Raw genomic sequence first — 12490 nt, forward strand, 5'->3', positions numbered from 1 at the left:
CGGAGGCTTATCAATAAATCTATTAATTATTTAGCATTGTAATTAATAGCTGCAATGCCGGGAAAAATTGCCGTTGTATCAAGTTCTTCTTCAATTCTTAACAACTGATTGTATTTTGCAATGCGGTCTGTTCTGCTTGCTGAACCGGTTTTTATTTGTCCGCAATTTGTTGCAACAGCAAGATCGGCAATAGTAGTATCTTCTGTTTCACCTGAACGATGTGAAATGACTGCCGTGTAGCTTGCGCGTTTTGCCATTTCGATTGCATCAAGTGTTTCTGTTAATGTTCCTATCTGATTTACTTTGATCAGTATTGAATTGGCAACTCCTTTTTCAATTCCTTTAGCTAAGTAATCAGTATTAGTAACAAACAGATCATCACCAACTAATTGTATTTTACTTCCGACTTTATCAGTAAGTAATTTCCATCCGTCCCAATCAAATTCTGCCATACCGTCTTCAAGTGAAATAATTGGATATTGTTTTATCCAACTCACCCAGTAATCAACCATCTTTTCAGGAGCCATATAAGATTTATCAGACTTGAAAAAGTAGTAAGCTTTCTTTTCATTATTCCACATTTCACTTGCTGCCGGATCGAGTGCAATAAAAATATCTTTGCCCGGTTTGTATCCGGCTTTTTCAATCGCTTCTAAAATTACAGTAATAGCTTCTTCATTTGATTTTAAGTTTGGTGCAAATCCGCCTTCATCGCCAACTGCTGTGTTATAACCTTTTTTCTTTAACACGGATTTTAATGAATGAAATGTTTCAGCACCCATTCTTAATGCTTCTGCAAACGATGGAGCTCCAACAGGCATTGCCATAAATTCCTGGAAGTCAACATTGTTATCTGCATGTTTGCCGCCATTTAAAATATTCATCATTGGCACCGGTAAAGTTCTTGCACTAACTCCTCCAATGTAACGGTATAACGGAAGCCCTAATGCTTCTGCGGATGCTTTTGCACAAGCTAATGATACACCAAGAATAGCATTTGCGCCAAGTTCCGATTTTGTCGGTGTGCCGTCAAGTTCACATAAAAAATTATCAATCGCAACTTGGTCAGTTGCATCGAAGTCAATTAATTCATCAGCTATTTTGTTGTTAACATTTTCAACTGCTTTCTTTACACCTTTTCCTAAATAGCGTGAATTATCTCCATCGCGTAATTCAACAGCTTCGTTTTCACCGGTTGATGCCCCGCTCGGTACCGCTGCTCTTCCAACTACTCCGCATTCCAAAGTTACTTCTACTTCTACTGTAGGGTTTCCTCTCGAGTCTAATATCTCTCTGCCCCAAATATCAACTATCGTCGTCATTAATAATCTCCAAGTATTAAAAATTTCGTTGTACAAATTATAAAAAGAGGCAAGGAAATTCAATTTTAGAATATGTTTGGTTCTTTACACATTTGCTTAAATCTAAGTTTTGATTGATTATATGAATGGTTATATTTCTTATTAGAATTCATATGTTGATAGAAAAAGAAAATCTTCGGCATAGAATCAAAGAGATTCTCTTTCCACAAAGGATTTACCCCGGTAGCTCAGTGGATAGAGCAAGAGTTTCCTAAACTCTGGGTCGGAGGTTCGATTCCTCTCCGGGGTACAAAAATTAGTCATTTATTTTGAAAAGGAGCTATCATGAGAAGAATACTGGAAATTATTGTCTCCGCGTTAGTAGATGTTGTTTGTTTCTTGCAAGGAAGTATCATTGTTGCCTATGCCCTTCTTCACTTTAGCTATAAGGTTGAAGTTGTTAGAGGTGAAGGAATAAATCCTGTAGAGACGCAAAATGTTCCTATTGCGATTGGCGGATACTACTTTTTTTCTGATCAGTACATAAAAGTTGCTTTGATTGGATTAGCTCTTATTATTATAGGCTTCTTAATGCGGAGCTGGAGAAAAAGTTACAATAACTAATTCTTTTAATCTAATTTAAAGATTAGTGTTTTACATAATTGAAAGGAAAGATTTTTTTCCAATTGATTAAAGAAATGGCTTAATGGGCAAAAATAACAGTCAACTTATTTTACGGCGATTCAAAACGAAATTATTTTTTAACCGCTGTCCAATTACCTCTTGCATAACTCGCATCCCATTTACCAGAACCATTTTGATATGTAAGTGTTCCTTCTACGATACCCATTTTTTGATCCAATGCGATTAAGTCCGCCTGTAAAACTCCTTCTTTCGTAACGTTACCTTTAATAGTAACTCCGTAAACATTTCCTTGAAAGTAAACATCTTTAGAGAAAGAAAAATCATTGTTTGCGGAAATATCAAATTCAAAAACCTCTTGAAGATCACCGTTAAGTTTTAATTCCCATTTCCCTTCAAATGATTCTTTTTGAAATAAACTGCATGATGATAATAAAGCTATGCAGATTAAGTTGATAAAAATAATTTTGACTTTCACATTAACCTCTATTTTATTATTTCAGGATCCAGTCCATGTTCTTCAAATAAATTTTTATACTGCTTTAATACAACCTGCTTAAATTCTTCAATAATAGAAATGAATTGAACAAGCGACACATCACCGCCAAATTTGAAATAATACTCTATCAATTGTTCAAGATAAATGTTTGTAAGTTTTGAGATGGTTGCAAAAGAATCCGTGGTAACATGATCAAGTTTATAAAGATTATCTAATTCTTCGGGCCGAATCAAATCTTCTTCATCAAGAATGGAAAAATCTTCTATTGTATTTTCAATAGCACTTCTTTGAGACCAAACACGTGCTAATTGTAATAAAACAGAAATTATTTCTCTTAATTTTTGCTCACGCGATAATTTTAGATCGTCTAATGTTTTATCGTTTAGCGAATCCTTAATAGACATAATTTGATATTTATCTAATATGTTTGATAATTTTTCAGACGGTTCAGAACCTAAAACAATTTCTCTAAATTTTTGTTGAATGTTTTCAGTAAAAGCTATTTGAGTATCGCTGATTACATTATTTCTTGTCAACAAATCAATAATTTCATCTTTGTGTTCAGGATACTTACGAAGTAAAAATTCCTCCGTGTATTCGAAGTTATTTGAAGAGTTTGCTGGATCATCCATTAAACTTACAAGATATGATTTAAGTTTTAGCAAAATAATAAAGAGATCGAATTGTTCTGAACCCATTAAAGCCTCATTCTAAAATTATTCTTATATCAAAAATATAATATTTTTCTTTTATAATAGAATTAGTAAAGCAACCGAGAAGTCAATTATTAATCGTGCTACCTCAACTAGTGTTGCAGCAAAAGGTGATGAAGAAACGGCCGGAATAGTTTAATTAATATTCCGAAGAGAAGTTTGATTTCGAAAAAAATAAATGACCGATGGAATCAAATATTATAACGAACTTGTTTTGATAATTACTCTTAATTTAAAATTTTGCTTTCACTCTATTTTCATCAAAGAAAACGTCTCTTCGATTGTATGAGCCTTAAAACCGATCTCAGTTTCTGCTTTTATAGTAATTAATCCGGACTTTAATGGTCGGGCTGCAGGTTGATTTAATTCTTTCGTCAGAATTGGAATTATCAATTTCTCATCAAGACCAAAATATTTTGCAATTCTTAAAGTAAAATCATAACGGGAGATCATCTCGCGTCCGCCAATATTAAAAATTCCTTCTTTCTTGAATTCAATGATTTTATTCACTGCATTAACAAGATCATCAATATAAGTTGGGTTACCAATTTGATCTGTTACGATGCGAATTTTCTCTCCTTTTTGTAATGAGTTAATCACCCACTTTACAAAATCCGGACGGCCGTATTTACTCGGTCCGTATAAAATATTTGTTCTAACGATTGTATATCTCGTTCCGCTAACGCGAATTGAATTTTCGGAAGCAAGTTTTGTTCTGCCATAATAACCAATCGGATTCGGTTTATCCTCTTCCGCATAAGGCCCGTTTTTCCCATCAAAAATATAATCGGTTGAAAAATGAATTAGATGTGCATCTACAGTCCAAGAATAGAATGAAATGTTTTCAACACCGCCAACATTTATTTTCCATACAGTTTCTTTTTCGGTTTCGGATTTATCAACATTAGTAAAAGCTGCCGTGTTAATAATTATATCCGGAAAGAAATCTAAAATTATTTGTCGTACTTGATTTTTTTGTGAGATATCTAATTGTTTGTATTCAACTTTAGGAATGAACGAGTTCTCTTCTGCAGAAGCACACATTAATTCAACTTGAGTAGAATTATTAAAAAATTCAGTGAGGCGCTGACCGAGCAAGCCATTAGAACCGATAACTAAAATTCTTTTTTTTATTAGATCACTATCAATCATTTAATTCGATTTCCGGATGACTTGTTAAATCATTTCTCGATGCTGCAACTGCACCGGCTTTGTTAGCTCTGTTTAATGAAATATAAATATCATTTGTTGAAATATATGTATAAAAGAAGACCGCCCCAAAGATATCCCCGCAGCCGATTTTATTTACTGAATTAACTTCTATTGCATTAACAAAAAGATTTTTTACTTCCCCTTTAAACTGACAATAAACTTGAGCTCCACGCTCGCCTTTGGTTATGATTAAAATATTTGGTCCGGATGATAAAATTTTTTCTGCGCTGTTAATTTCATTTTGATATTGAACTATAGTTTCAAGTTCGTTTTCATTGCATTGTAAAATATTAATACAGGAGAGCCATTCATTAACACTGGGGATTAGCCTGAACTCTCTTTTCATTTTGTTATCTACTCCGCGCGAAAGCGTATGAACATCAAAATAAATTATACCTTTGAAATTATTACGTATATATTTTATTTGCTCTAATGAAATATCAGCACCTGTTATCATATTAATTAAAATTCCATCAAAAATATTCCAATTCGAAACACTTTTAATTGAAAGATTTTCCGTCATATTCTTATAAGTTTCTTCCCGTTCAGATTCGCTGGATATTTTAAGATATACTTCCGGTATATTTATCAATTTGTTTGTCCGGTCTAATTCTACTTTTGAATAAAGATCTTGGAATAGATGGAATGATTTTCTATTCCATCCGGAAAGAAGATAAATTTGATCCGTCGATTTTTTTATGGAATTAATTCCGATGGTTGAATAAAACACCCCACCGGGTTTAGATATTTTTTCTTCCGTGCCTTCAAAATGATCTATAATTGAGTGCCCAATTAGTATGATTTTCATTGATAAAAAATTAGCTTATTTTGAACTGTGTGTTATACTTTAATTGTTACTAAAATAAACAAGACTAATCTTAAAAAGTAATAGAGAAAATTCATGAAGATCGGAATTACATGCTACCCTACATACGGCGGCAGCGGTGTTGTTGCAACTGAACTTGGTCTGGCATTAGCTTCTCTTGGGCATCAAGTCCATTTTATCAGTTATGCAATCCCGCATCGGCTTAACAAATTTTTTGAGAATGTTTTTTTTCATGAAGTAGAATTAAGTACTTATCCGTTGTTTGAGCATTCACTTTATGATCTTGCTCTTACCAGTAAAATGCTTGAAGTAATAGAGTTTGAGAGTTTAGATTTGATGCATGTTCATTATGCAATTCCGCATGCTGTGAGTGCATATCTTGCAAGACAAGTTCTCCGCAGATCTAAAAAAGATTTAAAATTTATCACAACTCTTCACGGTACGGATATAACTCTAGTTGGATTAGAACCATCATTTATGCCGTTGGTAAAATTTAGTATTGAAGAAAGCGATGGGGTTACGGCTGTTTCCAGATTCCTTAAAGAAAAAACACTTACCAATTATAATATTGAAAAAGATATTGAAGTGATCTATAATTTTATTGATATAGAAAAGTATAAACCAAAAGAGAGTGAATTGTTTAGAAAGCATATTGCGCCATGCGGTGAAAAGGTTTTAGTTCACACATCTAACTTTCGCCTCGTAAAAAGAGTTGCAGATACAATTCGAGTTCTTGATAAAGTGAGAAAAGAAGTTCCGACAAAGTTAGTTTTAGTCGGAGATGGTCCTGACCGTTCGGACTGCGAACGACTTACACGTGAACTTGATTTACAAAAAGATGTTATTTTCCTCGGTAAACAAGACGGCTTAACAGAAATCTTAAATGCTGCCGATTTATTTTTGATGCCTTCTCAATCGGAAAGCTTTGGTTTATCCGCATTAGAAGCAATGGCGTGCGGTGTTCCTGTTGTAAGTACATCCGTTGGTGGTTTGCCAGAACTCAATATTCATAATGAAACCGGATACATTGCTGAGATTGGCGATATTGATAGAATGGCTAAGTATGCTGTTGAACTTTTGACTAATGAGAAAAGATATAAATCATTTTCAAAAAATTCCCGTGAGCGTGCAGTAAAGAATTTTGATAAAAATTTAATTGTTCCAAAATATGTTGATTACTACGAGAAAGTTCTTAATTCATAATTGTCATTCTGAGATCACGCTTTAGCGTGAACGAAGAATCTCAGGATTATTGCCCAACAGTTTTTCTTCCTATACTGTAATAAGTAAAACCTAATTTTTCCATTTTCTTTATTTCAAAAACATTCCGTCCATCAAAAATGATTGGCGATTTTAAATCAGTTTTTATGCGATTAAAATCCGGATTCCTGAACTCATTCCACTCTGTTAAAATTAACAATGCATCGGCATCTTTCAACATACTATACTGATCTTGTGAGTATTCAAGAATATCATCTAAATAAAATTTTGCGTTTTCCATAGCTGCGGGATCGTATGCTGAAACTTTAGCTCCAAGTCGAATTAACTCTTTAATAATATAGATTGACGGTGCTTCGCGAATATCATCTGTGTTAGGTTTAAATGCTAATCCCCAAACAGCAAATTTTTTCCCTTTAATATTTCGATCGAAATGTTTTAAGATTTTCTTTACAAGAATAAGTTTTTGAAGTTTGTTCGCTTCATCAACAACTTTAAGAAGTCTGATCGGTGAATTATTGTCTTCGCTGGTTTTAATAAGCGCATTTACATCTTTAGGAAAACAAGAACCGCCATAACCGATTCCTGGAAATAAAAATCTTTTACCAATCCTTGTATCCGAACCCATTCCTTTACGTACCATTTCAACATCCGCCCCAACTGCTTCACAAAAATTTGCAAGTTCGTTCATATAAGTTATACGCATAGCTAAGTAAGAGTTTGCTGCATACTTAGTTACTTCTGAGCTTTCGGGATTCATTTCAAAGATGGGATTACCTTGACGAACAAATGGTTCATAAAGAGTACGCATTCTTTCAAAGACTTTTTGAGAGCATGCACCTACAATAATTCGATCCGGTTTCATAAAATCATCAACGGCAAATCCTTCGCGTAAAAATTCCGGGTTAGATACAACTTCAAAATTAGTTACACCATACTTTTCAATTATTTTTGTTACTGCTTTCGATGTTCCTACAGTAACAGTACTTTTATTAACTATAATTTTGAAATCCTTTGTGTCAGCATCTTTTAATATCTTCCCAATCTCATTAGCTACTTCAAATACATGTTTTAAATCAGCAGAACCGTCTTCGCCCTGTGGAGTAGGAAGACAAAGTATAATAATTTCAGATTCAAGAACAGTTTTTTTTAGATCGTCTGTAAATGTTAATCTTTTCTTCTCGATGTTACGATGAAATAAAATTTCCAATCCCGGTTCGTAAATAGGCACGATCCCTTTCTTCAATTTTTTCAGTTTATCTTGGTTATTATCTACACAAATAACATTATTTCCCATTTCAGCGAAACAAGTTCCACTTACGAGTCCAACATAACCGGTCCCAATAACAGAAAGATTCATCTCAACTCCTTAATTCAAAATTTAAAATCTTTTTCGATATTCTTAAATCGTTTTGCAGTTAAATCTTTTGCAGATATAATCGAGTCTGTAACTTTCCAGTCAATATTCAGATCAGAATCATTAAAAAGTATTGCTCGTTCACTTTCCTTATTATACAACGCAGTGCATTTGTAACTAAAAATAGTAAAGTCAGAAAGGACTGAAAAACCATGTGCAAATCCTGGTGGGATCCAAAGTTGATTTTTATTTTCTTCACTCAACTCAACCGCAAAATATTTTCCGAAAGTCAGTGAACCGAAACGGATATCAACCGCAACATCTAAAACTTTTCCCACTACAACACTGCATAATTTACCTTGTGCATATTCTCCAACCTGATAATGCAATCCTCGTACTGTTCCTTTAACTGATTTTGAAATATTATCCTGTACGAAAGAAAGATTAATTCCGCAATCGGAAAATTTTTTCTTATTAAATGATTCAAAAAAATAACCGCGGTCATCGGGATAGACATCGGGTTTAACTAAAATTAATCCTTCAATAAACGTTTTTTCGAATTCCAATCTTAACCTCAAAATTTAGGATTTGAATGCCACTTCCAAGCCGTTTCTAAAATTTCTTCGATTGAATATTTTGGAGACCATCCTAATAAATCTTTAGCTTTTTTATTATCCGCTATAAGTATTGCCGGATCTCCCGCTCTTCTTAAAACAACTTCAAATGGAATTTCTTTTTTTGTGATGGCTTTCGCTTTTTCAATAATCTCAAGTACAGAATTTCCTTTACCGGTTCCTAAATTAATAACATTTGATTTACCGCCGTTAATCAAATACTCCAATGATTTCAAATGTGCATCAGCTAAATCATTTACATGAATATAATCTCGAATACAAGTTCCATCATTAGTATTATAATCGTTTCCATAAACAAAAACTTTATTTCTTTTTGCAAGAGCAGTTTGTAATACAATTGGAATAAGATGTGGTTCCGGATTATGACTTTCACCGATTAGACCTGATGGATCAGCTCCAGCTGCGTTGAAATAGCGTAGTGAAATACTTTTGAGACCTGATGAAACTTCAAAATCTTTTAGCAATGTTTCGATCATTAATTTTGTATTTGCGTAGGGATTAATCGTCTGTGATGGCTGATCTTCCGAGATTGGCACTTTAGACGGATTCCCGTAAATAGAACATGTTGATGAAAAAACAAAATTCTTTACCCCATTTTCTGCACAAAGTTTTATCAAGTTAAAACTTCCAACAACATTGTTTTGATAATATCTGTCGGGATGTTCAACTGATTCGCCGACATAAGCAAATGCGGCAAAATGTACTACAGCACTCGGCATTTGTGTTTGAATAAAATAAGAAAGTGATCCGGCATCAAGAAGATCAATATCTTCAAAATGAATATTCTTTGGCACCGCTTCTCTATGCCCTCTTGATAAGTTATCAAGAACAACCGGTTGGTATCCCTTCTCTGAAAGAAGTTTTACAAAATGTGAACCGATATATCCCGCACCACCCGTGACGAGAATTTTCAATATTCCCTCATTAGATTTACTGGATTTAAAAATACAAAAATTATTCACGTTTGAGAATTATTGATTTTGTTTGCTTTCATTATAGTACGAATTGTATCAAAATTAAATTTCGATTAATTTGAATAATAAAAGAACTCAAAACAGTGTGTATTAATGAAAAAACTTTTTATTCTCACCGGACCGGTGCACACAGGAAAGACTTCCAGACTAATGCATTGGGCTACCCAGAAAAAAAATATTGACGGGATTTTCCAACCAGTTATAGATGACAAAAGATTTATCTATCATATAGCATCACGAACATTAAGACAGCTTGAAACAGATGAGACGAGAGATGTAACAATGATCGGCAAATTCAAGTTTAGCAATCAAACATTCGACTGGGCAAAAAATATTTTAGGCGATTGCATTAATAAAGAATTGGAATGGCTGGTCATTGATGAAATTGGTCCTCTCGAATTAGAAGGAAAAGGATTAGAGCCGACCATTTCAAAGCTCTTTAGTGAAATTGAAAAATTTAATGGAAATATTTTATGTGTGGTTCGTGATTCAATACTTGAAAAATTTGTAGAACATTATAGACTTGAAAGTAAATATGATTTGATAAATTTAGATCAAGATTAGAAAAAGGACATCAATTGATGTCCTTTTTGAAAAAATCTTACAATTTATTAAGCCGATTTTGCCACTGCCGGGTTATAAATAAATGCTGTAACAACTCCGAGCAACACCATTTGGATTGATCCATAAATAAACCATTGCAAAGCTAATGTATATGGAATCGGATAAACTACATTTTGAGCCACAGCGGACATGAAGTTCATGAACAATGCAATATAAACTCCGTAACGTACTCCTTCCATGAGTCCCTTGTTTTGATATCCCTTTGTAAAAATAAAAACGAAGAAGAATGACCAGACGAAATCAGCAAACCACATTCTCCACATTTTTGCTTCCATCTCTGCCATCGGGCGGAATGCTTTGGAAACTGTTTCCTGCATATATGTAGAGGCAAGAATTACACTGTGAATAAGGTAATTAGAAACTTCCAGTATAATAAAAACAGCAAGAACTGCGATAATTAGTTTTTTTGTGTTCATATAGAACCTCAATTAAATTAATGGTGCTATTATTTAATCTGTGTTGGAGGAATTATTTTAACAATTAAATATTTAAATACCGATTCCAAATTTTAAATAATTCATAAGTTGCTTTAACATCTTCGCCGCAGTAAATAGCAATATCTTTAATCCTTCCGGCTTTATAAAGTTCTTTAACTTCCATTCCAGTAATACCTTTTGATTTAGGAGATTCGATGCCGAAAGCATAACAGTAAAAATCAAGATTAAATTTTTTTGTTAATCCATAAAAGGTTAATTGTTCTAATAGATCAATATGATGGGAAGAGTTATACCTATATTTCATAAGGTTTACGGTAGGTTTTATTTTTTTTAGAGCAGATCGAATCATAATAAACGGTAAATCAAAATATCTTCCGTTAAATGAAATTACTTTATCGGGCTTTGAAACATATTTCCAAAAATATTTTAGCATTTCTTCTTCATTAAGAGGTTTGTACTTAATTGATTTTTCGGCAACGCTCCATTCTTCATCTTTTTCGCCCTCATATAATACTAATGATTTTTCCGTTTCAGTATTCAACAAACCGATAGCAACAATCTTTGCCGTATAAGGATATAAACTGATATATCTTTTAGCTTCATCAATAAGTTCTTCTTTTTTAATCGGATCTTTCTCCAATTCTGTATACCGAAGTAGGAACTCTCTTTGTGAATCGGTAAGAGTTTCGAATTCAACACCGACAGTTTCAATATCATAAATAAGGTTCATAACCCCCCTACTTTATTCTTGTTGTTGGTAGAAACTAATGAAAAATTAATTGATTTAATAGAATTAAAAATTGTTTGCCTGCATCTTTAGTCTTCATAAATTAAGATTATTGATTATTTTGCGATTATTCAATAAAGAGGGATGAATGAAATTAAAAAACCGTGCTTTGTTTATTGATATGCTCAAAGGTCTTGCACTTATTGTTATGATCGAAGTGCATGTTGTTAATTCGATGCTTTTGCCTGCTCTTAGAGAATCTTGGTGGTTCTCATCATTAAATTTTATAAATGGTTTAGTTGCGCCCTCTTTTAGTTTCGCATCGGGAATGGTTTTTGTACTATCATTGCAAAAAGGTGTTGATCAGTTACGGACTTTCGGGAAAGAGTTTTGGCGTAAGTTATCCAGAGTTGGATTGATATTTTTTATCGGATACTCCCTTCATCTTCCGTATTACTCATTAACAAAAATACTTAACAATCAAACTCAGGAAAATCTTAACAGTTTATTTACAGTAGATATTCTTCAAATAATTTCTACCGGGCTAATTGTTTTATTGTTTGCACGAATATTTATCAAATCCGAAAAACGCTTTTATAATTTTCTATTAATATTAACAGCAATTATTTTAATTGTTAGTCCGTTGATGTGGAGAATAGATTTTGCGAATTATGTACCGCTATTCTTTGCTAACTATTTCAATAAAATGCATGGCTCGCTCTTTCCGGTTTTTCCATGGTGGGCATTTATTTTTAGCGGTGCTTATGTGGCTAAATTTTACCTTGAAGCCAAACAAAATAATTCAGAAAAATCTTTTGCAAGAAAAATGATAATTACAGGCTCACTCTTTTATTTAGTAAGTGTTGTGATTATGTATGTTTTGTTCCCTCAAGAATTAGCTAAGATAATTCCAAATCCTTTTTTCTTTTTAGAAAGATTTGGATTAATTCTTTTATTCTTAGGAATATTTTGGTTCTATCTTAACAACAAAGAAAATTACAGTTCAATGATCTTAGATGTAAGCCGTGAATCACTCTTAATTTATTGGGTGCATCTGCAATTAATTTATAGAGAATTATTTTGGGGAAAGAGTCTTATTGATATTTCAGAAAGGAATTACAATGCCTTCCAATGTTTGATGGTAACTGCAATTCTTATTGTATTAATGTTAATTTTAGCAAAAGTGTGGAGCAAACTGAAAAGTAAATATCCTGCTTATTGCAGATGGCTAACGGCAGCAGTTCTAATTATTGGTACGGTAATATTTATTATTCGTTAGCTGATTTTTGAATTACAACTTCTCGCTCAAACCTCTGAACCGCATT

Annotated in this window: 14 protein-coding genes and 1 tRNA gene; 5 read left to right on the top strand and 10 right to left on the bottom strand. The window is 33.1% G+C overall.

Features of this window, described 5'->3' with window-relative positions:
• Nucleotides 1-26 precede the first annotated feature (26 nt).
• The gene (gene eno, locus NTZ27_12730) at nt 27-1322 is read right to left on the bottom strand and encodes a phosphopyruvate hydratase (protein MCX6175611.1); all 1296 of its coding nucleotides are present in this window, start codon (nt 1320-1322) and stop codon (nt 27-29) included.
• Between the two features lie 216 nt (nt 1323-1538).
• Between eno and NTZ27_12735 the strand changes: the two genes are divergently transcribed.
• Nucleotides 1539-1611 (top strand) — tRNA-Arg (locus tag NTZ27_12735).
• 35 nt (nt 1612-1646) lie between these two features.
• Entirely contained in the window at nt 1647-1925 is a 279-nt protein-coding gene (locus NTZ27_12740; protein ID MCX6175612.1) for a hypothetical protein, read from the top strand.
• Between the two features lie 130 nt (nt 1926-2055).
• Here NTZ27_12740 and NTZ27_12745 read toward each other — a convergent pair whose 3' ends face one another.
• The 4 genes from NTZ27_12745 to NTZ27_12760 form a co-directional block, all read right to left on the bottom strand.
• Nucleotides 2056-2421: a hypothetical protein gene (locus tag NTZ27_12745; protein ID MCX6175613.1), complete on the bottom strand. Its 366-nt coding sequence runs from the start codon at nt 2419-2421 to the stop codon at nt 2056-2058.
• A gap of 8 nt (nt 2422-2429) precedes the next feature.
• Entirely contained in the window at nt 2430-3140 is a 711-nt protein-coding gene (locus NTZ27_12750; protein ID MCX6175614.1) for a hypothetical protein, read from the bottom strand.
• 261 nt (nt 3141-3401) lie between these two features.
• Entirely contained in the window at nt 3402-4307 is a 906-nt protein-coding gene (gene rfbD / locus NTZ27_12755) for a dTDP-4-dehydrorhamnose reductase (protein MCX6175615.1), read from the bottom strand.
• Nucleotides 4300-5175, bottom strand: a complete 876-nt coding sequence (locus NTZ27_12760) for a carbohydrate kinase family protein (GenBank protein MCX6175616.1) — start codon at nt 5173-5175, stop codon at nt 4300-4302. Before NTZ27_12760 ends, rfbD begins: the two co-directional genes overlap by 8 nt.
• 93 nt (nt 5176-5268) lie before the next feature.
• On the opposite strand from NTZ27_12760, the gene bshA reads away from it, so the two are divergent.
• Nucleotides 5269-6396: an N-acetyl-alpha-D-glucosaminyl L-malate synthase BshA gene (bshA, locus tag NTZ27_12765; GenBank protein MCX6175617.1), complete on the top strand. Its 1128-nt coding sequence runs from the start codon at nt 5269-5271 to the stop codon at nt 6394-6396.
• A gap of 46 nt (nt 6397-6442) precedes the next feature.
• On the opposite strand, the gene NTZ27_12770 is transcribed toward bshA, so the two are convergent.
• From NTZ27_12770 to galE, 3 genes are read right to left on the bottom strand one after another with little or no spacing between them, the layout of a single operon-like run.
• Nucleotides 6443-7771, bottom strand: coding sequence for a UDP-glucose/GDP-mannose dehydrogenase family protein (locus NTZ27_12770; protein MCX6175618.1), 1329 nt, complete (start codon nt 7769-7771; stop codon nt 6443-6445).
• Between the two features lie 14 nt (nt 7772-7785).
• Nucleotides 7786-8334, bottom strand: coding sequence for a dTDP-4-dehydrorhamnose 3,5-epimerase (gene rfbC, locus NTZ27_12775; GenBank protein MCX6175619.1), 549 nt, complete (start codon nt 8332-8334; stop codon nt 7786-7788).
• Between the two features lie 8 nt (nt 8335-8342).
• Entirely contained in the window at nt 8343-9317 is a 975-nt protein-coding gene (gene galE, locus NTZ27_12780) for a UDP-glucose 4-epimerase GalE (GenBank protein ID MCX6175620.1), read from the bottom strand.
• Nucleotides 9318-9470: 153 nt separating this feature from the next.
• Between galE and NTZ27_12785 the strand changes: the two genes are divergently transcribed.
• Nucleotides 9471-9941, top strand: coding sequence for a hypothetical protein (locus NTZ27_12785; GenBank protein ID MCX6175621.1), 471 nt, complete (start codon nt 9471-9473; stop codon nt 9939-9941).
• A gap of 47 nt (nt 9942-9988) precedes the next feature.
• Here the strand turns inward: NTZ27_12785 and NTZ27_12790 are convergent, their stop codons facing one another.
• Nucleotides 9989-10417: a hypothetical protein gene (locus NTZ27_12790; protein ID MCX6175622.1), complete on the bottom strand. Its 429-nt coding sequence runs from the start codon at nt 10415-10417 to the stop codon at nt 9989-9991.
• 64 nt (nt 10418-10481) lie between these two features.
• A complete protein-coding gene (locus NTZ27_12795; protein ID MCX6175623.1) occupies nt 10482-11168 on the bottom strand; it encodes a ribonuclease H-like domain-containing protein in 687 nt (228 codons plus the stop codon).
• A gap of 145 nt (nt 11169-11313) precedes the next feature.
• On the opposite strand from NTZ27_12795, the gene NTZ27_12800 reads away from it, so the two are divergent.
• The gene (locus NTZ27_12800; GenBank protein ID MCX6175624.1) at nt 11314-12444 is read left to right on the top strand and encodes a heparan-alpha-glucosaminide N-acetyltransferase domain-containing protein; all 1131 of its coding nucleotides are present in this window, start codon (nt 11314-11316) and stop codon (nt 12442-12444) included.
• The last annotated feature ends 46 nt before the right edge of the window (nt 12445-12490 follow it).

This window comes from Ignavibacteriales bacterium (assembly GCA_026390775.1).
Lineage (GTDB): Bacteria > Bacteroidota > Ignavibacteria > Ignavibacteriales > Melioribacteraceae > Fen-1258.

What these genes read in the sequence shown, in the direction of transcription:
- NTZ27_12800 (MCX6175624.1), top strand. Translation starts at nt 11,314, where the DNA reads ATGAAATTAAAAAACCGTGCTTTGTTTATTGATATGCTCAAAGGTCTT.
- NTZ27_12795 (MCX6175623.1), bottom strand. Translation starts at nt 11,168, where the DNA reads ATGAACCTTATTTATGATATTGAAACTGTCGGTGTTGAATTCGAAACT.
- NTZ27_12750 (MCX6175614.1), bottom strand. Translation starts at nt 3,140, where the DNA reads ATGGGTTCAGAACAATTCGATCTCTTTATTATTTTGCTAAAACTTAAA.
- NTZ27_12760 (MCX6175616.1), bottom strand. Translation starts at nt 5,175, where the DNA reads ATGAAAATCATACTAATTGGGCACTCAATTATAGATCATTTTGAAGGC.
- rfbD (MCX6175615.1), bottom strand. Translation starts at nt 4,307, where the DNA reads ATGATTGATAGTGATCTAATAAAAAAAAGAATTTTAGTTATCGGTTCT.
- bshA (MCX6175617.1), top strand. Translation starts at nt 5,269, where the DNA reads ATGAAGATCGGAATTACATGCTACCCTACATACGGCGGCAGCGGTGTT.
- eno (MCX6175611.1), bottom strand. Translation starts at nt 1,322, where the DNA reads ATGACGACGATAGTTGATATTTGGGGCAGAGAGATATTAGACTCGAGA.
- NTZ27_12785 (MCX6175621.1), top strand. Translation starts at nt 9,471, where the DNA reads ATGAAAAAACTTTTTATTCTCACCGGACCGGTGCACACAGGAAAGACT.
- NTZ27_12770 (MCX6175618.1), bottom strand. Translation starts at nt 7,771, where the DNA reads ATGAATCTTTCTGTTATTGGGACCGGTTATGTTGGACTCGTAAGTGGA.
- NTZ27_12790 (MCX6175622.1), bottom strand. Translation starts at nt 10,417, where the DNA reads ATGAACACAAAAAAACTAATTATCGCAGTTCTTGCTGTTTTTATTATA.
- NTZ27_12740 (MCX6175612.1), top strand. Translation starts at nt 1,647, where the DNA reads ATGAGAAGAATACTGGAAATTATTGTCTCCGCGTTAGTAGATGTTGTT.